Origin of the sequence: Nesterenkonia sp., from assembly GCF_029265375.1 — a bacterium.
Classification (GTDB): domain Bacteria; phylum Actinomycetota; class Actinomycetes; order Actinomycetales; family Micrococcaceae; genus Nesterenkonia.
The window spans coordinates 17,928-40,729 of sequence record NZ_JAJUJJ010000016.1 but is presented as its reverse complement, the minus strand read 5'-3'; the positions used below and the strand labels follow the sequence as shown (position 1 = coordinate 40,729).

25 protein-coding genes are annotated in these 22,802 nt (G+C 67.8%); 5 read left to right on the top strand and 20 right to left on the bottom strand.

Features of this window, described 5'->3' with window-relative positions:
• Positions 1-21: 21 nt before the first annotated feature.
• The 13 genes from Q1K09_RS08150 to Q1K09_RS08090 form a co-directional block, all read right to left on the bottom strand.
• On the bottom strand, positions 22-2,121 hold the full coding sequence (locus tag Q1K09_RS08150) for a cytochrome c oxidase assembly protein (protein WP_300344525.1): 2,100 nt from the start codon (positions 2,119-2,121) through the stop codon (positions 22-24).
• Positions 2,102-2,350: a hypothetical protein gene (locus Q1K09_RS08145; RefSeq protein WP_300344523.1), complete on the bottom strand. Its 249-nt coding sequence runs from the start codon at positions 2,348-2,350 to the stop codon at positions 2,102-2,104. The genes Q1K09_RS08150 and Q1K09_RS08145 overlap by 20 nt, the downstream gene beginning before the upstream one ends.
• A 119-nt stretch (positions 2,351-2,469) precedes the next feature.
• On the bottom strand, positions 2,470-2,754 hold the full coding sequence (locus tag Q1K09_RS08140) for an HU family DNA-binding protein (protein ID WP_300344522.1): 285 nt from the start codon (positions 2,752-2,754) through the stop codon (positions 2,470-2,472).
• A 211-nt stretch (positions 2,755-2,965) separates the two neighbouring features.
• Positions 2,966-4,540, bottom strand: a complete 1,575-nt coding sequence (locus Q1K09_RS08135) for a transporter (RefSeq protein ID WP_300344520.1) — start codon at positions 4,538-4,540, stop codon at positions 2,966-2,968.
• Positions 4,525-5,277 carry an ABC transporter ATP-binding protein gene (locus Q1K09_RS08130; protein WP_300344518.1) on the bottom strand — a complete coding sequence of 251 codons (753 nt, stop codon included), beginning with the start codon at positions 5,275-5,277 and terminating at the stop codon, positions 4,525-4,527. Before Q1K09_RS08130 ends, Q1K09_RS08135 begins: the two co-directional genes overlap by 16 nt.
• A 137-nt stretch (positions 5,278-5,414) precedes the next feature.
• On the bottom strand, positions 5,415-5,720 hold the full coding sequence (gene rpsN, locus Q1K09_RS08125; protein ID WP_168886682.1) for a 30S ribosomal protein S14: 306 nt from the start codon (positions 5,718-5,720) through the stop codon (positions 5,415-5,417).
• A gap of 2 nt (positions 5,721-5,722) precedes the next feature.
• Positions 5,723-5,890 (bottom strand): 50S ribosomal protein L33, encoded by a 168-nt coding sequence (gene rpmG, locus Q1K09_RS08120; protein WP_022872124.1) that lies wholly within the window; start codon positions 5,888-5,890, stop codon positions 5,723-5,725.
• On the bottom strand, positions 5,890-6,126 hold the full coding sequence (gene rpmB, locus Q1K09_RS08115) for a 50S ribosomal protein L28 (RefSeq protein WP_300344510.1): 237 nt from the start codon (positions 6,124-6,126) through the stop codon (positions 5,890-5,892). The genes rpmG and rpmB overlap by 1 nt, the downstream gene beginning before the upstream one ends.
• A 305-nt stretch (positions 6,127-6,431) precedes the next feature.
• Complete coding sequence (locus Q1K09_RS08110; RefSeq protein WP_300344507.1) at positions 6,432-7,076, bottom strand: potassium channel family protein; 645 nt, start codon at positions 7,074-7,076, stop codon at positions 6,432-6,434.
• Between the two features lie 134 nt (positions 7,077-7,210).
• Entirely contained in the window at positions 7,211-8,197 is a 987-nt protein-coding gene (locus tag Q1K09_RS08105) for a YdcF family protein (protein ID WP_300344505.1), read from the bottom strand.
• 232 nt (positions 8,198-8,429) lie between these two features.
• Positions 8,430-8,942 (bottom strand): DUF3830 family protein, encoded by a 513-nt coding sequence (locus Q1K09_RS08100; protein ID WP_300344503.1) that lies wholly within the window; start codon positions 8,940-8,942, stop codon positions 8,430-8,432.
• A gap of 2 nt (positions 8,943-8,944) precedes the next feature.
• Positions 8,945-10,366 (bottom strand): amidase, encoded by a 1,422-nt coding sequence (locus Q1K09_RS08095; protein WP_300344500.1) that lies wholly within the window; start codon positions 10,364-10,366, stop codon positions 8,945-8,947.
• On the bottom strand, positions 10,363-11,364 hold the full coding sequence (locus tag Q1K09_RS08090; RefSeq protein WP_300344497.1) for a D-2-hydroxyacid dehydrogenase: 1,002 nt from the start codon (positions 11,362-11,364) through the stop codon (positions 10,363-10,365). The genes Q1K09_RS08095 and Q1K09_RS08090 overlap by 4 nt, the downstream gene beginning before the upstream one ends.
• A gap of 80 nt (positions 11,365-11,444) precedes the next feature.
• Here Q1K09_RS08090 and Q1K09_RS08085 point away from each other — a divergent pair, with 80 nt between their 5' ends.
• The 3 genes from Q1K09_RS08085 to Q1K09_RS08075 are packed head-to-tail and all read left to right on the top strand — an operon-like array spanning position 11,445 to position 13,859.
• Positions 11,445-12,365 carry a hypothetical protein gene (locus Q1K09_RS08085; RefSeq protein WP_300344494.1) on the top strand — a complete coding sequence of 307 codons (921 nt, stop codon included), beginning with the start codon at positions 11,445-11,447 and terminating at the stop codon, positions 12,363-12,365.
• Positions 12,362-13,135: a maleate cis-trans isomerase gene (locus tag Q1K09_RS08080; protein ID WP_300344492.1), complete on the top strand. Its 774-nt coding sequence runs from the start codon at positions 12,362-12,364 to the stop codon at positions 13,133-13,135. Before Q1K09_RS08085 ends, Q1K09_RS08080 begins: the two co-directional genes overlap by 4 nt.
• 37 nt (positions 13,136-13,172) lie before the next feature.
• The gene (locus Q1K09_RS08075; protein ID WP_300344490.1) at positions 13,173-13,859 is read left to right on the top strand and encodes a GntR family transcriptional regulator; all 687 of its coding nucleotides are present in this window, start codon (positions 13,173-13,175) and stop codon (positions 13,857-13,859) included.
• Between the two features lie 20 nt (positions 13,860-13,879).
• Here Q1K09_RS08075 and Q1K09_RS08070 read toward each other — a convergent pair whose 3' ends face one another.
• The 3 genes from Q1K09_RS08070 to Q1K09_RS08060 form a co-directional block, all read right to left on the bottom strand.
• Entirely contained in the window at positions 13,880-15,556 is a 1,677-nt protein-coding gene (locus Q1K09_RS08070) for a formate--tetrahydrofolate ligase (protein WP_300344487.1), read from the bottom strand.
• Positions 15,557-15,645: 89 nt separating this feature from the next.
• The gene (locus Q1K09_RS08065; RefSeq protein WP_300344484.1) at positions 15,646-16,203 is read right to left on the bottom strand and encodes an acyl-CoA thioesterase; all 558 of its coding nucleotides are present in this window, start codon (positions 16,201-16,203) and stop codon (positions 15,646-15,648) included.
• Positions 16,204-16,254: 51 nt separating this feature from the next.
• A complete protein-coding gene (locus tag Q1K09_RS08060; RefSeq protein ID WP_300344482.1) occupies positions 16,255-16,776 on the bottom strand; it encodes a ferritin in 522 nt (173 codons plus the stop codon).
• A gap of 228 nt (positions 16,777-17,004) precedes the next feature.
• Between Q1K09_RS08060 and Q1K09_RS08055 the strand changes: the two genes are divergently transcribed.
• Together Q1K09_RS08055 and Q1K09_RS08050 are read left to right on the top strand one after the other, a co-directional pair.
• A complete protein-coding gene (locus Q1K09_RS08055) occupies positions 17,005-18,009 on the top strand; it encodes an aldo/keto reductase family protein (protein WP_300344481.1) in 1,005 nt (334 codons plus the stop codon).
• A gap of 77 nt (positions 18,010-18,086) precedes the next feature.
• A complete protein-coding gene (locus tag Q1K09_RS08050) occupies positions 18,087-19,232 on the top strand; it encodes a hypothetical protein (protein WP_300344480.1) in 1,146 nt (381 codons plus the stop codon).
• Positions 19,233-19,238: 6 nt separating this feature from the next.
• Here Q1K09_RS08050 and Q1K09_RS08045 read toward each other — a convergent pair whose 3' ends face one another.
• From Q1K09_RS08045 to Q1K09_RS08030, 4 genes are all read right to left on the bottom strand, one after another.
• Positions 19,239-20,021 carry a response regulator transcription factor gene (locus Q1K09_RS08045; protein WP_300344479.1) on the bottom strand — a complete coding sequence of 261 codons (783 nt, stop codon included), beginning with the start codon at positions 20,019-20,021 and terminating at the stop codon, positions 19,239-19,241.
• A 109-nt stretch (positions 20,022-20,130) separates the two neighbouring features.
• The gene (locus tag Q1K09_RS08040; RefSeq protein WP_300344478.1) at positions 20,131-20,715 is read right to left on the bottom strand and encodes a DUF1648 domain-containing protein; all 585 of its coding nucleotides are present in this window, start codon (positions 20,713-20,715) and stop codon (positions 20,131-20,133) included.
• A gap of 35 nt (positions 20,716-20,750) precedes the next feature.
• Positions 20,751-21,854 carry an enoyl-CoA hydratase/isomerase family protein gene (locus Q1K09_RS08035; RefSeq protein ID WP_300344477.1) on the bottom strand — a complete coding sequence of 368 codons (1,104 nt, stop codon included), beginning with the start codon at positions 21,852-21,854 and terminating at the stop codon, positions 20,751-20,753.
• Positions 21,855-21,898: 44 nt separating this feature from the next.
• A complete protein-coding gene (locus Q1K09_RS08030; RefSeq protein WP_300344476.1) occupies positions 21,899-22,744 on the bottom strand; it encodes a CoA ester lyase in 846 nt (281 codons plus the stop codon).
• Positions 22,745-22,802 lie beyond the last annotated feature (58 nt).

Below are 22,802 nucleotides of genomic sequence, written 5' to 3'. Positions count from 1 at the left end.
GCCGGTGCCGCCGGGCTGCTGCTAGCGGTGCGGGCTGCGCTGGGCCAGCTGTTCGAACATGCGGTTGTACTCCTCCAGGTCGGCGTCGCCGGTGCGGTCGGCCTCGCGGTCCGAACGCCGGGTCTCCCGCTTGTCGTCGGTGGACCACTGGATGGCCGCGATGACGCCCATCAGCACGGCGGGGATCTCGCCCAGGCCCCACATCAGTTCGCCGCCGCGCTGCTGGTCCTCGATAGCGGGGAACCATCCGTGGCCCATATTGCCGAACCAGTCCGGCTGGATGAGGGTCTCGGAGCCGGAGATCACCACGGCCAGGAAGGCGTGGAACACCATCGTGGCCAGCAGGAGGATCAGCCGCAGGAAGTGCGGCGGACGCTGCGGCAGCGGATCCCGGCCGATGAGCACCAGGGCGAAGATGTAGCCGGTGAGCAGGAAGTGGACGGTCATGAAGACGTGGCCCAGGTGGTACTGAAGCGCCCAGCCGAAGATCGGGGTGTAGTAGAACACCACCAGGGAGCCGGCGAAGTTGACCGCGGCCACCAGCGGGTGGGTGATGAACCTGGACCACTTGGAGTGCACCAGCCAGAGGATCCACTCCCGGGCGCCCCGGCTGCCGTCTGTTCGGGAGGGCAACGAGCGCATGGCCAGAGTCACCGGGGAGCCCATCACCAGGAAGATCGGAGCGACCATGGTGAGTGTCATGTGCTGGATCATGTGTCCGGAGAAGGTCACCATGCCGTAGACCGCCGGGCCTCCGGAGGTGATCCAGAAGAAGATGGCCAGCCCGGTCAGCCAGGAGGCCGCCCGCATCACCGGCCAGTGGTCTCCACGGCGGCGCAGGCGCAGCATCGCCTGCAGGTACCAGACAGCCAGGAACACGACGACGGCGCACCACAGCCAGTCGATGCGCCACAGGGTGAAGAACGTCCCCATCGTCGGCTCCGGAGGCAGGTCATATCCGGTGAGGATCCGCGCTGGGGTGGCATCCGGGGGCAGCTCTTCGGGCACCGGCGGGGGTGTGCGACCCAGCACTGTGCTGACGCCGATCACCGCCGACATCAGCGCGATCTCCACCAGGATCAGCTGCCACAGCAGCCGGGGGGCGCTCGCTGCGGACTGAGAGCCGGCAGCGGGTCCGCCGGCCAGGCGAGGTATCAGCCAGCTGCGGTGCATCCATCCGATGCCGGCCAGCATGACGGCGGCGCCGGCCTTCAGCACCAGCATCTGACCGTAGGCGGTGTCCAGCAGCTGGCCGAAGGTCTCGACCCGCAGGGCCGCGTTGACCACACCTGATGCGCCGACTGTCACCAGTGCCAGGCCCGCCAGAAGCGAGTAGCGGCGCATCACAGTCCCCAGGATCTCGGCTCCGCCCTGGTCAGCGGGGTCCAGGTTCTGTGCGGCCAGTGAGATCCGCGGCGCCAGCAGCGCCAGGGTGACCAGGCCGCCGACCCACAGCACCACACCGAGAAGGTGCAGGCCGAGTGAATTGACCGCCGCGATGTGATCATCACCGGAGGAGGAGTGTCCCACCAGGGCCAGCGGCACAATGGCGCACAGTCCCAGCACTGCGGTGAAGCCGACCGCGGCCGGGCTGCGCACGGCCAGGATGAAGGTGGCGAATCCTCCCGCGATCAGCACCACGGCCAGCCAGGCCCGCCCCGCATCGATGGCTGTGATGAAGTCGACCAGTCCTGCGGAGAAGTCAGCCGCCCCGGAGAGCGGGAGCCCGGAGAGCGCGGAGAAGGTCAGCACCAGCACCGCCAGTGCGGCGACCGTCCACACAATAGAGGCGGCCGCTGCGATCCGCAGCAGACCGGTGTAGAGGGGATGCTCGCGGCGGTTCTGCTCGCTGCCGCGCCGGCGATGGCCGGCCCAGGGCGGCACCACGGCTGCGGCCAGCACCGCCGCGGCGATCGCGGTGGCCATGGCCAGGTGGTGGACGTACCGGGCCGTCGGCAGCCCCCACCGGGTGAGGGGGCCTGGGTCGGTGATCTGTGTCGCCTCGCCCAGTCCGGTGATCACACCGGCCGCTGCCAGGGCGATCAGGCCGATGCACAGGGCCGCGGCTGTCAGCGGAAGCGGTGCCGCGGGGAGCCGCTGCTCAGCGCGGGTCGTCGTCACGGGGATCCGGATCGTCGGCCTCGGGCGGGACGTTGTCCTGATGCCCGGATGAGCCGGAGGTCGGGGGCGTGTGGAAGCCTTCGGACTGCTTGAGCTTCCGGCGCACCATGATCAGCACCACCACCACGACGCCGAAAGCCCCGACGGCGAACAGAATGGGGGCCCAGGTGGGAGTCTCGGTCTGCAGCTGCGGAGCTGCCAGCACGGTGAGCAGAGCAGAGTGTGGCATATAGGAATTCTACGCCCCGTAGAACACAGCAGACGACCCCTCCGCGCTGAGAGCGGCGGAGGGGTCGTCTGGAGGTCGCGCAGCCGGCGAGCGTCAGGCTCAGCCGGTGCGGCGTCGGCTCACTTGCCGGTGGCGGCAGCCTTCAGCTTGGAGCCAGCGGAGAGCTTCACGGAGTAGCCGGCGGGGATCTGGATGGTCTCGCCGGTCTGCGGGTTGCGGCCGGTGCGGGCGGCGCGCTCAGTGCGCTCCACGGAGAGCCAGCCGGGGATGGAGACCTTCTCGCCCTTGGAAACCTGCTCGGTGAACACCTCGAAGACGGCGTCGAGCACGCCGTTGACGGCGGCCTGGGAGTTGCCGGACTTCTCTGCGACGGCGGCCACGAGCTCGCTGCGGTTCAGTGCCATATTGTTGTCCTCCTGGACTGTTCTCTTCGGTTCCCGTCACCCCCGACTTCCGCGTCATTCCGCGGATCGGCGGGATTTCCGGGCTTTCAGAATGGCAACTTACCACGCAGTCGGCTCATCTGGGGCACCCAAACCCCGGTTTCTGGCGTGTTTTCGCCCGTTGTGGGCGGTTTTCGCCTCTCAGCGTAGGTGTTCCCGGGCCCCGGCCAGCTCAGTGCGCGGCCACCCGCTGGAACAGCTCCGGGGCCGTGCGCTCGTAGAGTGTGCCGCCGATCAGAATGCCCGCCGCGACCAGGGCCGCGCCCTTGAGCAGGGTGGCGCTCACCAGCAGCACCAGCGACCATCCGGTGCCGGCGACGGCCCACAGAATCAGCAGCACCAGGTCTGGCAGCATCAGCAGCGCCGTGGCCAGCATGGCACCCAGCTGGATGATCATCATCCGCCCCCCGACGCCCTCGGGCTGCTTGAACGGAGAGTCTCCGGGCCGCGGAGTGGGGTAGATGAGTTTCGCGGAGATCACTGCAGACAGTCCGCAGCTGCTCAGCAGCATGCCCAGGCTCAGACTGGTCACCACCAGCAGATGGTCTGCCCGGCCCAGGATGAGCATCGGCACCGCGGAGGCCAGAAGTGTCAGCGGCACCGCGAAGCTCAGCAGCGCCGCGGTGCGGCCGGCCCGGTCAGCGATCCCAGTCACCCCCGTGGTGACGTGCAGAGCGAATGCGGTGTGATCGTAGGAGACGTCTGCGGAGATGGAGTAGCCCAGCACCCAGGCGATGAACGGCCCCAGCGCATACAGCGGCCACGTCAGCTCAGACTGCCACCACAGGAACAGAGCTAGCACGGTCAAAGCCGGCAGCACAACCAGCGACCCGCCGTACCGGGGGTCCCGCATCCAGTAGGTCAGGCACCGGGCGGCCACCGCCGCCCAAGGCCGGGCCGGGAAGAGAGCGAAGAGACCCACGCCCTTGCGGCGGGAGGACCCGCCCGACTGGGCGCGCGGGCGTTCGGTCAGGGAGATCAGCGCCGCGCGCATCAGCAGCAGAGCCGCCGCCAGGGTCGCGGCGACGATCAGCAGCCGCACCACCAGCATGCCCCACTGGCCGGTGGCTGCGTCATAGGGCAGGGCGATCCCGGCCGCCAGGGGCGTAAGTGCGAGCACCTGCGCCAGCTCCGGGAGGGCATCGCCCAGCGACTCGAAGGCCTCAGTCACCGAGGTGATGATCGGGTAGGCCAGCATCGCCAGGCCCAGGCCGATCACGGCCAGCAGGTCCCGCCATCGCCTTCCGGACAGCCACGCCGAAGCCGCCGTCGTCACTGCCTGCGACGCCACGGTCACCGCGAGCAGCAGCAGCGGAGCGGTGACCAGGGCCAGCGCCGCTGCGCCGGGATAGGACCTCCACAGCAGCGTCTGGCCCAGCAGCCAGATCAGGGTGAGCACCGCGCCCACTGAGATCATCCGGGATGCGGACAGTCCGATCACCAGGTCGCGGCGCGGCAGTCCGTAGGTGACCAGCTGCCGCGGATCCATCAGCGAGTCGCCGCCGGTCATCAGCAGCGGCACCGCCAGCCAGGCGATGGTGATACCGGCAGAGAGCATGGCGCTGGGAACCAGCAGCTCCTGCGGTGCGGAGGCGCTGCCGCCTTCGGATGCCTGGAAGGCGACTGCCATCGCGAGAATACCGAGGCCGTAGAGCCCGGCGATGATGGTCCCGGCCAGCGCCCAGCCGGAGCGCCGGTAGGTGGCACCCAGCAGGGTGAGCTTCAGCCGGATCAGAGTCGCAGCCATGACAGCTCCTGGTCTCCGCCGTCGAGGCCCACCAGCTCCACGAAGCGGCTTTCCAGGTCGGTGTCGCCGCGCACCTGGTCCAGGGTTCCGGACGCCAACAGCCGGCCGTGGGCGATGATGCCCACATGGGTGCACATCCGCTGCACCATATCCATCACGTGGGAGGAGAGGATCACAGTGCCGCCGCTGGCCACATAGGACTCCAGCAGGCCGCGGATGGTCCGGGCGGAGACCGGGTCCACGGCCTCGAAGGGCTCGTCCAGCACCAGCAGTTCGGGGGCATGAATCATGGCGGAGGCCAGCGCGACCTTCTTGGTCATGCCCGCCGAATAGTCCTGCACCAGAGTTCCGGATGCCTCCTGAAGTCCGAGCACCCGCAGCAGGTCTGCGCACCGCGGAGCCACGGTATCCCGGCTCATGCCGCGCAGCAGTCCGGAGTAGGTGACCAGCTGCTCGCCGGTGAGCTTATTGAACAGCATCACTGAGTCGGCCAGCACACCCATACGGCGCTTGGCCTCGGTGGGGCTGCGCCACACGTCGATTCCGGCCACCTCAGCAGTGCCGGCGTCTGGGCGCAGCAAGCCGGTGGCCATCGACAGTGTGGTGGTCTTACCGGCCCCGTTCGGGCCGACGAATCCGTAGAAGGATCCTCGGGGGACCTCCAGGTCCAGCTGGTCGACGGCGATGGTCTTTCCGAAGCGTCTGCTCAAGCCTCTCAGGCGCAGTGCGGGGGTCATGCGGCCACGCTAGCAGGGGCGGCCGGACCAGTGGAGGGATGATGCCTGTGGGCATGCGAAAGGGGGCGGGCCATCGGTGGATGGTCCCGCCCCCTTCTCAGCGATTCAGTGGGGCAGCCGGGGCTGCTCCTGCGGCTTTACCAGGAAGACTTGGTGATGCCGGGCAGCTCGCCGCGGTGGGCCATATCGCGGAACCGGATGCGGGAGATGCCGAACTTCTGGAAGGTGCCGCGGGGACGGCCGTCGATGCTGTCGCGGTTGCGCACGCGCACCGGGGAGGCATCGCGGGGCAGCTTCTGCAGGCCCACGCGGGCGGCCTCGCGCTCCTCGTCAGAGGCGTTGGGGTCCACCAGGGTCTTCTTCAGCTGAGCGCGCTTCTCGGCGTAGCGCTCAACGATGACCTTGCGCTGCTCGTTCTTTGCGATCTTGGACTTCTTGGCCATGATCAGCGCTCCTCTCGGAAGTCGACGTGCTTGCGGACGACCGGGTCGTACTTCTTCAGCACGATGCGGTCAGGGTTGTTGCGGCGGTTCTTGCGGGTCACATAGGTGAACCCGGTGCCGGCCGTCGACTTCAGCTTGATGATGGGACGTACGTCCTTGTCCTTGGCCATTAGAGCTTCTCACCACGCTTCAGCAGATCGGCGACGACCGCGTCGATGCCGCGCACGTCGATGGTCTTGATGCCCTTCGCCGACAGGTTCAGGGTCACTTTGCGGCCCAGAGAGGGGACCCAGTAGGTCTTCTTCTGGATATTCGGGTCGAACCGGCGCTTGGTGCGGCGGTGCGAGTGGGAGATCTGGTTGCCGAACTGCGGCCCCACTCCCGTCACCTGGCAACGTGCTGCCATGATCACTCCTCTTGAGTTTCAGTACGTAGATGCTGTTGAGGGCTCGCCGAAGCGAGCCGTTTCACTGGCACCGGTACGAGGACGACCAGGCTGGGTGAGATCCAACCGAAGTTGCCTACGGACACGCGGGAACCGCGTGGACGGTGCAAAGTTTGACGGCGCTTGAGCTGTTTTCCGGCGCCGCACCCCGTGAAAAGGCACAGCACAGCCAAGCAGACAAGGATCTATAGTACTCGCTGAATGCCGCCGCCTGCAATCCGCCGTCGAGACTCCTCCGATGCCCCCGCGAATCCGTGCGCCCCGGCTCAGCGCTGGTCGCTCTGCTGCCGGCCGCGGCTCTCCGCCTTGCCCGCTGAGTTAGCGGCGGTCTCTTCCACCTTCTCCACGAACCAGCTGGCCAGTGTGGCGGTCACAGTGCCCAGCAGCCCCAGTCCGGAGATCATCAGGGCGACCGCGATCCAGCGGCCCAGATCGGTGACCGGGTAGTGGTCCCCGTACCCCACGGTGGTGATCGTCACCACCGCCCACCATGCGGCGTCGCCGAAGCTGGAGATATTGGCCTCCGGGTGGTTCTGCTCTGCATCCAGAATGGCCAGGGCGGCCATGAGCACCAGCAGTGCGGAGGTGAAGGCCACATACAGCACCACCTTCCCGCGCAGTGCGGCACCGGCCGAGCGCTGCAGCACCGAGAGCACAGTGACCAGGCGCAGCGGCCGCAGCGCCGGCAGCAGCACGATGGCCAATTCGTGCAGATGCGTGATGAACCACCGCCGGGTGTGGGGAACCAGCGAAACCACATAGTCCACCGCGAAGAGCACCCAGACCACCTGCATCACCCAGAACGGCCAGTGGACCTGAGATTCCCGCAGGTTCCCGATGACCACATAGGCGTAGACGACCAGGAACACCAGGGCGACGCCGACCATGGGCCATTCGGTGAGCCTGGACATCGTTCGAACGCTCGCCGGTTGTTCCAGATCCTGCCCATCATGCCTCTTCTGCGTCGACTCCCTGTGCCGCACTCCAGCCTAACCAGATCCTGCAGGGCAGAGTCGGGCTGCCGGAGGCGGCGTCGGGAGCTGATTCACCCGTCCCACAGCAGCCACATGAGGAACACCGCAGCCGCCAGGAGCAGAAACGGGGTGAAGAGCAGCACGTGGAGGACTCGGTGGCCCAGCATCACGGCCGCGAACTCCCGCAGAAAGGCGCTCGGCATGTAGTAGAACGCCGTCTTGGCGCCCACTGCGTCGACGTCGAGCCCCAGCCTCCGCGCCAGCAGAGCGGTGCGCAGGGCGTGGTAGCTGCTGGTGACCGCGACCATCGGCCCCTGCCTGCCGGCGTCGCGCTGGATTGCCGCGGACAGGCGAAGGTTCTCCTCTGTGGTGGTGGCCCGGTCCTCCACGGCGATGTGCTCGGCGGGGATCCCCTGGCTGCGGAGGTACTCCCCCATGGCATCCCCCTCCGGCCTGGTCTCATCCGGCCCCTGGCCGCCGGAGGGAATCATCAGCGGGGCAGGGTGCCCCTCTGCCACGGTGCCGCGGTAGAGACGGACCGCCCGGTCCAGCCGCGAGCGCAGCAGCGGAGGCACGCGACCGTCGATGACCTGGGCTCCGCAGATCATGATCACTGCCGGGCGGACCTTGGCGATGGCGCGGCCGTAGACCCAGGCGTAGATGAGGATCACTAGGAAGCTGACCGAGAGGTACCCGGTGACGAAGACGATCAGCACGGCCAGCACCACCGCGGCCGCGGAGTCGGAGGCCAGCAGCCACACCACGAGCACCGGGGCGCCCAGCAGACCCAGCCCGGCCAGCAGCGAGAGCATGTTTCCCAGGCTGCGGCCCTCCCTGCGCAGCATGGCAGCCCCGTTGATCAGCAGGAAGAGCACCAGGGCCAGAAACCCCAGCGGCACCAGGACCGCGCTGACCACAACCAGCAGTGCCCACGGGGTCGTATAGGCAGCCAGGGGTGAGAGTCCCGGCAGCTGGGCCATCAGCGCCCAGGCCAGGTCGATGACGCCGGCGGCCGTCAGCACCACGCCGACCACCAGCAGCACCCCGTTGCGCAGCATCCGCCGATCTCACCCTCGGTAGAGGCGGTAGAGCGCGAGGAGGATGATGCCCAGTGCCAGAGAGATCACAGCTTCACCCTAGCGGCACCCGTCGGCGCACCAGCGGGCCATCACGTGCGGGAAAGTCCCAAATGGAGGCCGTATGCGGCCGAGTTTGGGCCCATCCGACACGCTGAACGGGTCAGGCGGGGGTTGGGGCTGGCCGGGTGAGGCGGGGGCGGCACTGGGCGGATCAGGCGCGGGTGAACTCAAGAACCTCGCCGCGGGCGCCGTCCATCCAGATGGACTGGCAGGCCTGGGCCAGCTCGTCGAGACCTTCGGTGATGGTGGCGAACACATTGCCGGGGACCCAGCCCTGATCACCGTTGATCAGCAGGTTATTGCGGCCGTAGAACACAGCCAGGTCCACAATGGCTTTGCGCTGGGACGGCTCCTCGGCCCGGACGTCGGCCGCGGCGTCGTAGCCGTAGGCCGGATTGCCCAGATCGTCGGAGTCGAAGGCGAAATAGCACACGTCCCCCGGGATCGGGGTGACGGTGGTGTTCTCCTTTCCCGGTTCTTCGGCGGCGAAGGCAGGCACCAGGTTGTAGATCTCATTGCGGGCGTACTTGCCGTGGTAGACCTGCCCGGACTGCGGCAGCGCATCCCAGACGGCGGCGCAGGTGCGCGGCGCGGCCTCGTCGAGCATTCTGGCCAGGCAGCTGACGCCGCGCCGGGTCAGCGTGATGCGGATGTAGCGGGCCATCCTCACCTCTCCGGCTGAACGTTCTGCGGCTGCACCGGCCGGCTGAACTTCTCGCCCGAGGCCTTCTCATAGGCTCGTGCGGCCCGCAGCACCAGACGGTCCCGGGTGCGGGCAGCCACAAACTGGATCCCCACCGGCAGGCCGTTGTCCGCCACACCGCAGGGCACCGAGGCGGCCGGCTGCTGGGTCATATTGAACGGGTAGGTGTAGGGCGTCCAAGAGGTCCACTCCTGAGAGGGCCATCCTTCGGGGGCCTGCCGGGTGCAGTCGAAGGCCGTGATCGGCATCGTGGGGGTCACCAGCAGGTCATAGGTCTCGTGGAAGGCGCCCATGGTCACTCCCATGTCCATGCGCACTGCGGTGGCGGTCAGGTAGTCCAGCGCGGAGGCGTCGCGGTACTTCTCAATACCTTCGCGAAGCCCGGGGTCCACCTGGCCCAGGGCCTCCTCCCCGAAGACCTCCAGGACCTTGGCCGCTCCGGTGAACCACAGCACGTGGAAGGGCTCTACGGGATCGGTGATCTGCGGATCGACCTGCTCGACGACGGCGCCTGCCTCCTCCAGGACGGTGACGGCCTGGTCCACCAGCCGCTGGACCTCCGGGTCGTTCTTCCCGAACCCGAGGGTTGGAGAATAGGCGATGCGCAGCCCCTCGATCCCATCATCCAGCCCGGCGGTGAAGGAGCCGGCCGGGGTGGGCAGCGCAGACCAGTCCCGGGAGTCGAAGCCGGAGATGATGTCCAGCAGCAGGGCGGTGTCCTCCACGGTGCGGGTCATCGGTCCCGCGTGGGCCAGCGTGCCGAAGGGCGACGACGGGTACATCGGGACGGTGCCGTAGGTGGCTTTGATCGCCACGGTGCCGGTGAAGGACGCCGGGATGCGGACCGATCCGCCGCCGTCGGTGCCCACCGACCACGGGCCCATCCCGGCTCCGACCGCTGCGGCCGAGCCGCCGGACGACCCGCCAGCATGTGTGGTGGGGTTCCATGGGTTGGAGGTTTCGCCGGAGCGCAGGCAGTCGGTGACTCCTTTCCAGGCGAACTCAGGTGTTGCCGTCTTGCCCACCAGCACCGCGCCGGCCTCACGCAGCCGCGCCACACAGGGAGCGTCGGTGTCCCAGGGCCCGGCCTCGTCGATGAGTTTCGAGCCGCGCAGGGTGGGCCAGCCCTTGGTGAGGAAGATGTCTTTGATGGAGGCCGGCACTCCGTCTCCGGGCCCGAGGGTCTGGCCCTGGGCCCAGCGGCGCGCTGATGCCTCCGCCTGGGCTCGGGCGGACTCGGGGTCCACCAGCACGAAGGCGTTGAGCTCGCCGTCGCGCTCTTCGATCCGCTGCAGCACCGCTTCGACGGCGTCCACCGGAGTGAACTCCCCTGAGTCGTATCCGGCCAGCAGCTCAGCGGCGGTCAGGTCCGCGAGATCGGTCATGGTCGGCTCCCCTTCCCCGGGACATAGCCCTTTTCCTTATCCACCACATTGACCAGCTCCGCCCCGTCCAGCCAGCGCCGGGCGTTGTCCAGGAACAGCTCAGCCAGCGAGTGCCGCCAGCCGTGGACGTCGCCGGACATATGGGCAGCGATCATGACGTTGTCCAGCTCCCACAGCGGAGAGTCGGCCGGCAGCGGCTCCTCGGCGAAGACGTCGAGGGACGCGAAGCCCAGCGGCCCCTCCTGCAGTGCGGCGATCAGTGCCGGTTCGTCCACTGAGGCGCCGCGGCCGATGTTGATGAAGTGCGCGCCGGGTTTGACGGCCGCCAGGGTGGCCGGGCCGATGAGGTTCCGGGTGGCGGGTGTCAGCGGAGCGGCGTTGACGATGATGTCGAAGTCGCCGACATGCTCCGGGAGTCGCTCGGAGGCGACGACGGTGCCGAAGTCCTCGTCCCCCTCCCGGGCGGTGCGTCCGGCTCCGGTGACTGAGATGCCCACCGCCTTCAGCAGCCGGGCGATCTCGCGGCCGATGGCGCCGGTGCCGATGACAATGGCCTGTGCCCCCTGGGCCCGCTTGGTCTCGCGGTGGTGCCAGGTTTTGGTGCGGGCCAGCCGGTAGTTCCCGGCGAAGTCCTTGGTCTCTGCCAACACCGCGCCGAGCACCCACTCAGCGATCGGTCGGTCGAATATGCCCTGAGCGTTGGTGACCACTACATCGGAGGCGCGCAGCTGGTCGAAGAGCAGGCTGTCCACACCGGCGGCGGCCACGTGGATCCAGCGCAGCCGGTCCGCCTGGGGCCAGGCCCGCTCCAGCGCCCCGGAGAAGAAGTCCCATAGGAACAGTGCGTCCGCACCGGCGATGTCCTCACCGAGGTTTTCGGCGGTGGTGAAGCGGATCTCTGCCTGCGGCTGGAGCGACTCGATGCCGGGGGGCCTGGGAAGGGCTGCGTCGGGATCGCTGGGGCAGAGGACGCATATCACCGGCCGGGATTCTGACATGTGGTTTACACTATGGAGACGCTCTGCAGATTGTCAACAATCCTGCAGGGCTCCTCGATGCCGTCTTCAGGGGGTCTCCCATGGCACCTGTTCCCACCCGCACTCTGCCGCCGAACCAGGCCTCAGACCGCTCGCCGCTGGCCATCCCGGTCGGGGCTGTAGTGCCCTATGACATGGCCTTGGACCGCGAGCTGCGGCGCTTCAGCCAGGACGGCTACGGGTTCGAGCAGCTGGACCTGCTATTTACCCGCACCCGCTTCGAGCCGCTGGCGGTCACCGTGGAGCAGGCCCGTGAGATTTCACAGCCGGAGCTGATCACCGAGGCGGTGCGTGCGGTCTCCGCCACGGACCCAGCCGGCTATATCTATGGCTGCACCTCCGGCAGCTTCGTCCGCGGTCTGGCCGGAGAGCGCCGGCTGGCCGAGGCCATTCGCACAGCGGGCCGCGAAGCGGCCGCCAGGGCGGCGTTCGCCGTCGATGCGGCATCGGCGGCAGCTGAGCCGCGGCAGAGCACCTCCGCTGCCGAACCGGCTGCGGTGACCACATCCGGGGCTCTGCTGGACGCCGTCCGGGCCCTGGGCGCGGATCGGGTGGCCGCCGCCACTCCCTATGACCAGGCTGTCGGGGCACTGTTTGCCCGGTTCTTCGCCGAGGCCGGGGTGGAGGTGGTCCATACCGTACACCTGGGGCTCAGCGGTCGGATCTGGACAGTGCCTTGGCAGACCACCTGTGAACTGGCCTGCCGGGCGGATCATGCCGAGGCTGAGGCCGTGTTGCTGGCCTGCACGAATCTGCCCAGCTACGAGATCCTGGACCAGCTGGAGCAGGACCTGGGCAAGCCGGTGATCTCTGCGAACCAGGCCACTGTGTGGGCGGCCCTGCGGCAGCTGGGATTCGACTATTACGGCCCGGGAGATGCCCTGCGGTCCGCCGTCCCGGTGGGACCGGGTGCCGGGCCCCGTTCTGACACCGGCCAACTGCAAGAGGTGCGCACGGTATGAGTGAGCAGGCCTCCACGGTGGGGATCATCTATCCCGGCCACGCCGCCGAGGACGACTACCCCGGACTCGAAGCGGTCCTGGCGGCACGCCCGGCGCCGGTGCCGGTGCGCCTGCCGGTGGTGATCTCCACCATCGGGATCGATGAGCATACCCCGGAGGCCCTGCGGGAAACCGGGGCGCACCGGCGGTTGAGCGAGGCCTGCACCCGCCTGCTGGCCGAGCATTCTCCTGACGCCCTCATGTGGGCCTGCACCTCCGGCAGCTTCGTCTTCGGGTGGCAGGGGGCGCAGGAGCAGGCGCGCCGGCTGACAATCGAGACCGGGCTGCCGGCCTCCTCCACGTCGCTGGCTTTCGTGCGCGCTCTCGGCACTCTGGGGATCGGGCGGGTGGCGGTGGCGGCCTCCTACCCGGCGGAGCTGGCCGAGCACTTCCGCTCCTTTCTGGCCGAGGCTGGGATCGAGGTCACCGGTTTCACCTCCCATGGGATCTTCACCGCTGGGGAGGTGGGTCACCTCGGTCTGGCCCAGATGGTGCAGATGGTGCGCAGCGCCGACTCCCCCGAGGCAGAGGCGGTGCTGGTGCCGGACACTGCTATGCATTCGCTGCAGCGGGTGGAGCAGCTGGAGGAGGCGGTGGGCAAGCCGGTGCTCACCGCCAATCAGGTCACCGTCTGGGAGGGGATGCGCCTGGCAGGTCATGACCTGCCGCAGATTCCCGGCCTGGGAAGGCTGCTGGGGCCGGTGCAGCGCTCCGGGCCTGCGACCGTATAATCGCCCCTTGTCAACATTCCGCCTATGGGAGAGTCAGATGTCCGCCCCTCAGCCGTTCCAGCGGGTCAACCGCGAATCCACCGCCGAGCTGATCACCCGCCAGCTGCGCGAAGGGATCATGTACGGCTCGCTGGGGCCGGGAACCCAGCTGTCCGAGGCCGCCCTGGCGGAGCAGTTCGGGGTGAGCCGCGGACCGCTGCGTGAGGCCATGCAGCGGCTGGTCCAGGAGGGACTGGTCCGCGCCGAACCGCACCGGGGACTGTTCGTCAAGGAGCTCGACGACGCCGGCATACGGGATCTCTATGTGGCGCGCATCGCCATCGAGGCTGCCGCGGGCCGGCTGATGATCGCGCGGAACGACCCGGAAGCCCTCGCCCCGCTGTGGGAGTCGCACCAGCAGATGCAGGCCGCGGCAGACAGCGGCGACTTGGCCGCCCTCTCCGATGCGGACCTGGCATTCCACACAGCACTGGTGGCAGGCAGCGGAAGCCCCCGGCTGCAGCGGATGCACCAGACCCTGATGGTGGAGACCCGCATGTGCCTGACCGCCCTGCAGGGCACCTACCAGGACCCGGAGGATCAGGTGCAGGAGCACCACCGGATTGCTGAGGCTATCGCCGCCGCCGACGCCGACGAGCTGGTCGAGGCAGTGGAGTCCCATATGCGGGAGGCGCTGGACCGTCTGGTCCACCAGGACGGCGCCACCGCAAAGACCCCTGCCTAGGGCAGCACCGCTTCGCAGGCTCAGGACAGTCCGCTGATCACTCCGTCGTCGGAAATTCTCATGCCCATGGCTGCAGGCTTCTTCGGCAGCCCGGGCATGGTCATGATGCTTCCGGTGAGCACGACGACGAAGCCGGCTCCGGTGCGGACATCCAGGTCACGGACTGTGACGGTGAAGCCCTCAGGTGCACCCACCTTGGCAGGGTCGTCGGAAAAGGAGTACTGAGTCTTCGCCATGCAGACCGGGAACCGGTCCCAGCCCTCCTCGGCGTACTCGCGCAGTCGACGCCGGGCAGCGGGAGCGAACTCGACCCCAGCACCGCCGTAGACGGAGGTCACCAACAGCCGGATCTTCTCCTCCAGGGTGAGCTGGTCCTCGTAGAAGGAGCCGATCTGCTGGTCCTCGGCCAGCGCTTGTTGAACCTGCTGCGCCAGAGCCTCGGCACCGGCGCCGCCTTCGGACCAGGCGGTGACCACAGCAGAACGCAGTCCGTAGTCGGTGCACCACTGCTGCAGAGCCTGGGTTTCGGCGGGGGTGTCCCGGTCGAAAGCGTTGATCGCCACCACCGGCTGGGCCCCGACGCTGCGCAGATTGTCGATGTGCCGCTGCAGGTTGGCCAGCCCGGCGCGCAGCGCCTCCACGTTCTCCTCCCCCAGGTTGTCCAGGGCCACCCCGCCGTGCAGCTTCAGGGCCCGCACCGTGGCGACGATGACCACTGCGCTGGGATAGCAGTCAGCCCAGCGGGCTTTGATGTCCAGGAACTTCTCGGCGCCCAGGTCTGCGCCGAAGCCGGCTTCGGTGACCACGACGTCGGCCAGGCGCTGGGCGGACTGGGTTGCCAGCACGGAGCTGCACCCATGGGCGATATTGGCGAAGGGTCCGCCGTGGATCAGCGCCGGATTGCCCTCCAGAGTCTGGACCAGGTTGGGCTGGATGGCCCGTCTGAGCAGAATCGCCATGGGGTCGGCCATGCCCAGGTCTCCGGCGGTCACCGGGGTGCGCTCGAAGGTGTGGGCCACAGTGATCCGGGCCAGTCGCTCCTTCAGGTCGCGCAGGCTGGTAGCCAGGCACAGTACGGCCATGACTTCGCTGGCTACGGTGATGGTGAAGCCGTCCTCGCGGGGCATCCCCTGGCCGGGGCCGCCGAGGCCGACGACGACGCCGCGGAGTGCACGGTCATTGATATCCAGGACACGTTTGAAATGGATCCGGCGCGGATCGATCCCCAGCTGGTTGCCCTGGTGGATGTGATTGTCGATCACTGCGCAGAGCAGGTTGTTGGCCGCGGTGATGGCGTGGAAGTCGCCGGTGAAGTGCAGGTTGATCTCGTCCATGGGCACGATCTGGGCATACCCGCCCCCGGTCGCGCCGCCCTTCATGCCGAAAACCGGCCCCAGCGAGGGCTCGCGGAGGGCGGCCACCGCCTTGGTGCCGGTGCGGTTGAGCCCGTCGACCAGCCCCACGGTCATCGAAGACTTCCCCTCTCCGGCAGGGGTGGGGCTTATTCCGGTCATCAGGACCACTTTCCCGCCGCGGGGCCGGTCGGTGAGGACCTGGGGATCGATCTTGGCCATGTGTTCGCCGTAGAGGGCGTACTCTCCGGAATGGAGTCCGAGGTCGGCTGCGACCTCGGTGATCGGCCGGAGGGTGGCTGCGTTGGCAATCTCGATATCTGAAGGCTGGGTCATCGCTCGCATCTTTGCTCGGTGTCAGGGCCCTGGGCGGGACAGGGCCCCCTCGCTCCAGAGTAGTAGACACCTCGCGCGCAGAGACGCGCCTGGGAGGCTCAGAACCCGGTGTGCGGGGCCGGACGCCGGGCTGCCGGCAGGGCGAACTCGGACCGCCACTGCTTCAGCTCCTCGCTGACCTGGAAATTCTCCGGGGCAGGCTGTCCGATCTCAGCCGCCAGGTCCAGAATGTCCTGGATCGGCACCGGACCCTCGGGCCCGATGAGCCGGCCTGCCACGTGGGCGCGGGCATAGATCTCGCCGTCGACCACCACCCTGTGCTCGATGTAGAAGCAGCGGTCGTCGACCCCGATGAGCTTGGTCCAGATCTGAAACTTGGTGAAGAAATTCACCGATTTGCGGAAGGTGACCTGCTCTGCCTGCACCACCGGGTGCCAGCCGCGCCGCCGCGTCGCGGCCCAGAAGCCGGAACGCGCCATCAGGTCGTAGCGGCCCAGATCAAACAGGGAGAAGTACTGACCATTGTTGATGTGCATCAGGACATCAACATCGGTCAGCTGAGCCCGCAGCGTGATCTCAGTGGAATCCCACAGCGAAACCCGGGGGCGGCGTCGTGCCTTGAGCAGAATCAGCAGGGTGCGGAAGATCACATGCATATCGCCATGCTAAGTGACCGACCAGTAACCTGCCACATCGTCTCCGGCCGGCTACTCGGCGTCTGCCTCCGTGCCGTGGGACTCCCGGGCTCCCAGCTCCTCGTCCAGACGCAGCAGCCCCGGGCCGTCGTCGTCGATCAGCCTGACCTTGCCGATGAGCTCTGAGACCATCGCCTCCTCCTCCAACTGCTCATCGATGAACCAGTTCAGCAGCGGCAGGGCGTCAATATCACCCTGCTTCTGAGCCAGCCGGTAGAGCCCGCGGATCGCTTCGGAGACCTTCTCCTCATGCGCCAGGGAAGCCTGGAACGCCTCCAGCACCGACCCGGCTGAGGCGGTGACGGCCTCAATCGCCTGGATCCGCGGGTGGGCCCCACGGTCGGTCATGTGGTCGATGAACTTATTGGCGTGCACCACTTCCTCATCCGCCTGGGCGCGGAACCACGAAGCGATGCCGGGAAGGTCCAGCACGTCCATCTCAATACCCAGCTGCCGATAGACCATCGAGGCCTCCAGCTCCAAGGTGACCTGTTGATTGAATGCCTGCTCCAACTCTCCGGTGAGTTTTGCCATAGGTCATCACTCCTGATGTGTCAGCACCGTCTGGGACCGGTGGGTGCACCGCCCACTGTAGCGCCGGCGACCGCGCCCTGACTACGAAGGAGAGGCATTCCTGCCCGGATTTTCCGCACACCTGCGCGCATCTGTTCGGACAGCCTTACCAGCGATAGGGTGGATACTGCAGGATCGGGTCTTACCCGGCACAGAGAACCAGACGGATAAGACGGGAAGCGAGCGAACGTGGAGTTCAGGTACCTCGGCAACAGCGGGCTGAAGATCTCTTCCATCACCTACGGCAACTGGCTGACCCACGGTTCCCAGATTGAGAACGACGTCGCCACCTCCTGCGTGCACGCGGCCCTGGAGGCGGGCATCACCACTTTCGACACCGCCGACGTCTACGCCAACACAGTGGCCGAGCAGGTGCTCGGCGACGCGCTGGCCGGGCAGCGGCGAGAGTCCCTGGAGATCTTCACCAAGGTCTACTTCCCCACCGGCCCCAAGGGCCACAATGACACCGGCCTGAGCCGCAAGCACATCATGGAGTCCATCAACGGCTCCCTCAAGCGTCTGGGCACCGACTATGTGGACCTCTACCAGGCCCACCGCTATGACTATGAGACGCCGCTGGAAGAGACCATGCAGGCCTTCGCCGACGTGGTCCGCTCCGGCAAGGCGCTCTACATCGGAGTCTCCGAGTGGACTGCCGAGCAGCTGCGCGCCGGCCACGCACTGGCCCAGGAGCTGGGGATCCAGCTGATCTCCAACCAGCCGCAGTACAACATGCTGTGGCGGGTGATCGAGCCGGAGGTGATTCCGGCCTCTGAGGAGCTGGGCATCAGTCAGATCGTCTGGTCCCCGATCGCCCAGGGCGTGCTGACCGGCAAGTACCTGCCGGGCCAGCCGTGGCCGGAGGGCTCGCGGGCCGCGGACAAGGACGGCGGAGCCCAGTTCATTGAGAAGTACCTGACCGAAGAGATTCTCGAAGCGGTGCAGAAGCTGGTCCCGATCGCCTCGGACCACGGGCTGACCCCCGCTCAACTGGCCATCGCCTGGGTGCTGCAGAACTCCAATGTGGCCTCTGCACTGGTGGGCGCCTCACGTCCCGAGCAGATCGCCTCCAATGTGGCCGCGGCCGGCGTCACTCTGGACCAGGACACGATGACGGCGATCGACGAGGTCGTCGGGCACCTGGCCCAGAACGACCCTGCGCTGACCAAGTCCCCGCCGGAGCGCCTGGCCTGAGCGCCGGTCCGCGACCGGGTGCAGGCCGCCCCGCCGCGCCTGCGGAGCGGCTTGCACCCATGGCCTAGACTGTCCCAGTGGTCTCTGCAGCGGGCGAGCGAACTCTGCGGTCCTGTGCTGCCCTGGCACTGGCGGTAGGACTGACGATCAGCGCTGCCTCCGCGACCTACGCGTCCACGCTGGACCCGGACCCGACCGGCCCCTCCCCCACTGACTCGCAGGAGACCGCGGACCCGGATCCGAACAACACCCTGGACTCCCAGGCCACCACTGAGCCCACGCCGGATAACGGCACAACTGAGCCCAGCCCGGAGGATCCCACCAGCACCCCGCCGGATACTCCGGGTGAGGGAGACCCCACCGGTGAGTCGCCCTCGCCCACCCCCGGCGAGACCGATGGGGAGGATGCTGACGAGGACGACTATGACGACGCAGGCGAGACCACCGGTGCGCTTGCAGTCACCTGCGACAGCGACGGGCGCGCCGGCGTGGATCCGGGTGAGACCGTCACCCTGACCTGCTACACCACGGAAGAGGCCACGCTGGGTCTGGGCAACAGCCAGTCGCAGATCGGCGGAAGCGTTGAGCTCTCCGGCAATCAGCTGACCTACACCGCTCCCGCGGAGGCCTATGGCACCCCGCAGGACACGTTCACCGTTGTCGCCACTCCGCCAGAGGGCGAGGAGGCGGAAGCTCAGGTGATCTTCACCGTTTACGGCACCGAATCGCCGTCGCCCACCCCCGTACCCACGCCCACCGAGCCGGACCCCACCGACCAGCCGAGTGCCACGACCCCACCCGATCCCACCGGTAAGCAGGACCCCACCGACGGGCAGGGCGTCACGGAGTTCCCCACCTCTCCGCCGGCCGGTGAGCCGACCACCGTTGCGCCGGAGGGCCCCAGCGTTCCGGGCACGCCGCATGGCGGATCTGAGCAGGAGGGCCTGTCCCCGCTCCCGGTGCCGGGCAGCCCGTGGAATGAGATCGGGCCCGGCTCAGACGCCAGTGGCCCCTCCGAGGTCAGTTCGGAGCCTGAGGAGGACGACGAGCCGAACGCCGCCGAGCGGGACGATGCCGCCGCAGACCCTGGTGAGCTGGCGCAGACGGGGGACGGACGCGCTCTATGGGCCGGAGTGCTTGCCTTCGGGGCCGCGGCGATGGGCCTTCTGGCGGTGCTGCTGACCCACCGGGCGAGCATGCTGATGCTCCGGCGGGACCGCTGAGCCGCTCTACTCCTGACCCTCGCCGCCGTCGGAGGACTCTCCGTCCTGCTCCTGCTGCGCGGCGTGGTCCGCCGCGGCCGGGCGCAGCACATAGCCTGCTCCGCGAACTGTGTGGATCATCCGCGGCCAGTCCGCTTCGATCTTCTTGCGCACATAGCTGATGTAGAGCTCGACAATATTGGCCTGGCCGGCGAACTCGTACTCCCAGACCTCCTGAAGAATCTGCGACTTCGGCAGCACTGTGCGCGCATGCCGCATCAGCAGCCGCAGAAGGCGGAACTCAGTGTCGGAGAGATCAATGTCCACACCCGCTCGGGTCACGGTCCGGCTGGTGGTGTCCAGCTCTAGGTCACCGACCACCAGACGCTCACCCTCCCGTCGCTCCGGCAGCCTGCCGCTGAGGAAATGCAGCCTGCGCAGCGACTCATCCACCGCGATGCTGCCGGCCATATGATCATCGATGGGCCGGCAGACTCCTAAAATGTCCTCATCCGGGGTGTCGGCGTCGAACCACGCCAGCACGGCCACCTGATCGTCGGTGTTGCGAATGGCCTCCAGGGCCGCGTCCAGCTCCGGTATCCGCCGCGCCAGACGGGCGTCGCAGACCAGCAGACGGGGCGACTCCTCCTCTGCCAGCTCACGGGCGGCCGCCGCACTGGGAGCCTGCAGGACCTTGACATCCATGCTGCGCAGCCGCTGGGTCAGCTCATTCGTGGCCGGTGAAGGGCCCGCAAGGATCAGCACTGGGGAGGAGATGCGCAGCGAGGCAGAGCCCGGCGTGGTCTCCATGCATCCTCCCGCAGCGGCTCCGGCCTCTGCGCACCCGATCTGGGCACACAGCTTCTTCACAGATCATATACAGGGACCCGGGGTCCCCCGATAGTCCCGGGCCCCGCAGCTACTTCATCCGCACCATCCGCAGGACGAACACCGCGGTGGTACCCACCATCATGACGACTCCCAGCCAGAGGATATGCAGTCCCGAGATGCCGAACCAGACGTTCGCCGTTCCCACCGAGATCACAGCCGTGCTCAGAGCGAGCCAGACCATCATCTGGGCGGCATTGCGGTACTGGCGCTGCACGTTGTGCTCGGTGAGGAGGAACGGATAATTGAAGCGGTGCGGATAGCGGCTGAGCACTGCCAGCCCTACGGCCAGCAGGGTCAGCAGGAGCAGCGCACCCAGACCCTCCCATGGGGAGCCGTACCGGGACACCGAGCCGTCAAACCCAAAGTGCACCGGGATCTGCTCCGGCGTCGCCGGCAGGCGTGCCCCCGCATAGAGGCTCACCCCCACAGGCACTGCTGCGCTGAGCAGACGCAGACCCCGGTGCAGAGGGTCCAGGCGGACATCCGGCCGCGGACTGCCGGCGGCGGACGGATAGCTCAGCGTCCCGTCCGCCTCACGCAGCGGAATCTTCTCAGCCACCGCCTGCTGGTAGCTGGTGGCCACCTTCTTTCCGGGGTCGTGAGTCTCTGCCACAGCTGGTCCCTCCTGTGCGTCCTGCGCCGGGATGATCACCGCAGGTTCAGCAGCTTGCCCGGCACTGGGGTGAAGTAGTGGGAGACCAGGTCATCGTCGACCTCCTCCAGCGACGCCGGGCGCCAGCGCGGGCTGCGGTCCTTCTCAATGATCTGGGCACGAATGCCCTCCCGGAAGTCGTGGGAGCGAAGAGCATGCACCGCGATCGTGTACTCCTGGCTCAGTGCACCCTCCAGCGTCAGCTCCGCGGCGGCACGGATCGCCCGGAAGGCGACCTTGACCATAGTGGGTGATTTCGTCTGCAGAAGCTCCGCGGTCTCAGCGGCCTCGGGCACATTCTCGCCGAGCTGCTGCAGCTGGGCGACCACATCCTCCACGTCCTGGTGCCCATAGGCCTGGTCAATCCAGTCCGCCTCCGCCAATGCAGCAGGGCCGGGGTCTGCAGCACGCTGGGCCAGCACCTGGTCCACGCGCTGGTGGGTGAGCTCTTGGGTGAGGTCCTCCAGCTGTTCGGAGCTGATGAAGGCGTCGGCCAGGCCCAGGTGGATCGCGTCGGCGGCACCGACATGCATTCCGGTGATGCCCACATGGACCCCCAGCGCGCCCGGCGCCCGGGAGAGCAGATAGCTGCCGCCCACATCCGGGGAGAAACCGATAGTGGTCTCCGGCATGCCGATGCGGCTGCGTTCGGTGACGATGCGGTGGGAGCCGTGGGCAGACACACCCACCCCGCCGCCGAGGACCACACCATCCATCAGGGCGATGAACGGCTTGGGGTATTCCGCGATGGTCAGGTTCATCGCGTACTCCAGCGCAAAGAACTCTTCCCCGGGGAACGCGGCGCGGTAGGCCGGCGTACCGTCTGGCAGCAGCGGGCCGCCGTCGTGGTCCTGCAGCTCCACCATGTCACGGTAGATGCTGGCCACATCCCCACCGGCGCACAGGCCCCGGTCCCCCGCCCCGCGGATGAGCACCTGGGCGACGTCGTCGTCCTGGGCCCAGTCCTGCAGCTGGATGGTGATGGACTCGCACATCAGCTGGGTCAGGGAATTCAGCGCCTTGGGCCTGTTCAATGTGATCAGGCCAAGGTGTCCCCGCACCTCAAAGGCCACATCTCCGGTATAGGTCTCCCTGCCCATCCAAGCCTCCTCACATCGACGCCGACCGTGAGACACAGGCTACATCAGGCGTTCCACAGGCCGTAGGAGTCCGCCAGGGAGGCGATCTTCTGAGCACGCGCCAGCCGCGGCAGATAGGAGCCGTCGCCTATGGATGCTCCGCGTTCGTGGGCTTCGATGAGCTCACGCGCCCAGGCGACCTCGTCCTCCGAGGGGCTCAGTCCCTGGTTGACCAGCTCCACCTGGGCTCGGTTGAGGGAGAGTTTGCCGGTCATGCCCATCTCCGCGGTGACCCGGCAGGCCTCGGCGATGGTGCGCTCGTCCGCATCGGCCTCGGTGGGCCCGTCGATGGCACCGGGCAGCCCGCCAACCCGTGAGGCGATGACCAGGCGGGAGCGGGCATAGGCCAGCGCCATGGGGTCGGAGGAGACGCCGACGTCCTTGCGGAAGTCATTGGTGCCGAATGCCAGCCGGAACGTTCCTGGGGCGGAGGCGATCTGGGTGGCGTTCTCCACGCCCAGGGCGGATTCGATCAGCGCGATCACCGGCGTGCCGGCCCGCAGCCGCATGGCAGTGTAGGTGACCTGGTCGGCACGCTCCGTCTCTGCCAGCATCACCCCGCGCAGACCGTCGGCGGAGGCCAGGACCGCCACGTCATGTTCCCAGTGCTCGCTGTGGGTGGGGCTGATCCGCACCCAGGCGGTCATGCCTCCGTTGAGAGCCTGCATCACCGACTCCCGCGCCTGCGCCTTCTTCTCATCCGGGACCGAGGCTTCCAGGTCGAAGATCACCGAGTCCGCCTCGCTGGCCAGCCCCGGCGCGTAGTCCTGCTCCTTGGCCGCGTTGATCAGCAGCCAGGACCGGGAAAGTTTGGCGGGCAGCGCGGCGGCGCGACGGTTCCGGATAGGCATAATCTCAGCCTACCGGAGAGGCTGCGCACCGCAGCCGCATGACCGCGGTGAGGGCCGA

Excerpts from the sequence above, each read along its gene's own strand:
- Q1K09_RS08145 (WP_300344523.1), bottom strand. The coding sequence starts at position 2,350 with ATGCCACACTCTGCTCTGCTCACCGTGCTGGCAGCTCCGCAGCTGCAG.
- Q1K09_RS08075 (WP_300344490.1), top strand. The coding sequence starts at position 13,173 with ATGTCCGCCCCTCAGCCGTTCCAGCGGGTCAACCGCGAATCCACCGCC.
- Q1K09_RS08065 (WP_300344484.1), bottom strand. The coding sequence starts at position 16,203 with ATGCATGTGATCTTCCGCACCCTGCTGATTCTGCTCAAGGCACGACGC.
- Q1K09_RS08105 (WP_300344505.1), bottom strand. The coding sequence starts at position 8,197 with ATGCTGCGCAACGGGGTGCTGCTGGTGGTCGGCGTGGTGCTGACGGCC.
- Q1K09_RS08080 (WP_300344492.1), top strand. The coding sequence starts at position 12,362 with ATGAGTGAGCAGGCCTCCACGGTGGGGATCATCTATCCCGGCCACGCC.
- rpmB (WP_300344510.1), bottom strand. The coding sequence starts at position 6,126 with ATGGCAGCACGTTGCCAGGTGACGGGAGTGGGGCCGCAGTTCGGCAAC.
- Q1K09_RS08140 (WP_300344522.1), bottom strand. The coding sequence starts at position 2,754 with ATGGCACTGAACCGCAGCGAGCTCGTGGCCGCCGTCGCAGAGAAGTCC.
- Q1K09_RS08110 (WP_300344507.1), bottom strand. The coding sequence starts at position 7,076 with ATGTCCAGGCTCACCGAATGGCCCATGGTCGGCGTCGCCCTGGTGTTC.
- Q1K09_RS08095 (WP_300344500.1), bottom strand. The coding sequence starts at position 10,366 with ATGACCGATCTCGCGGACCTGACCGCCGCTGAGCTGCTGGCCGGATAC.
- Q1K09_RS08085 (WP_300344494.1), top strand. The coding sequence starts at position 11,445 with ATGGCACCTGTTCCCACCCGCACTCTGCCGCCGAACCAGGCCTCAGAC.
- Q1K09_RS08060 (WP_300344482.1), bottom strand. The coding sequence starts at position 16,776 with ATGGCAAAACTCACCGGAGAGTTGGAGCAGGCATTCAATCAACAGGTC.
- Q1K09_RS08030 (WP_300344476.1), bottom strand. The coding sequence starts at position 22,744 with ATGCCTATCCGGAACCGTCGCGCCGCCGCGCTGCCCGCCAAACTTTCC.
- rpsN (WP_168886682.1), bottom strand. The coding sequence starts at position 5,720 with ATGGCCAAGAAGTCCAAGATCGCAAAGAACGAGCAGCGCAAGGTCATC.
- Q1K09_RS08045 (WP_300344479.1), bottom strand. The coding sequence starts at position 20,021 with ATGGAGACCACGCCGGGCTCTGCCTCGCTGCGCATCTCCTCCCCAGTG.
- Q1K09_RS08100 (WP_300344503.1), bottom strand. The coding sequence starts at position 8,942 with ATGGCCCGCTACATCCGCATCACGCTGACCCGGCGCGGCGTCAGCTGC.
- Q1K09_RS08135 (WP_300344520.1), bottom strand. The coding sequence starts at position 4,540 with ATGGCTGCGACTCTGATCCGGCTGAAGCTCACCCTGCTGGGTGCCACC.
- Q1K09_RS08130 (WP_300344518.1), bottom strand. The coding sequence starts at position 5,277 with ATGACCCCCGCACTGCGCCTGAGAGGCTTGAGCAGACGCTTCGGAAAG.
- Q1K09_RS08035 (WP_300344477.1), bottom strand. The coding sequence starts at position 21,854 with ATGGGCAGGGAGACCTATACCGGAGATGTGGCCTTTGAGGTGCGGGGA.
- Q1K09_RS08090 (WP_300344497.1), bottom strand. The coding sequence starts at position 11,364 with ATGTCAGAATCCCGGCCGGTGATATGCGTCCTCTGCCCCAGCGATCCC.
- Q1K09_RS08070 (WP_300344487.1), bottom strand. The coding sequence starts at position 15,556 with ATGCGAGCGATGACCCAGCCTTCAGATATCGAGATTGCCAACGCAGCC.
- rpmG (WP_022872124.1), bottom strand. The coding sequence starts at position 5,890 with ATGGCCAAGGACAAGGACGTACGTCCCATCATCAAGCTGAAGTCGACG.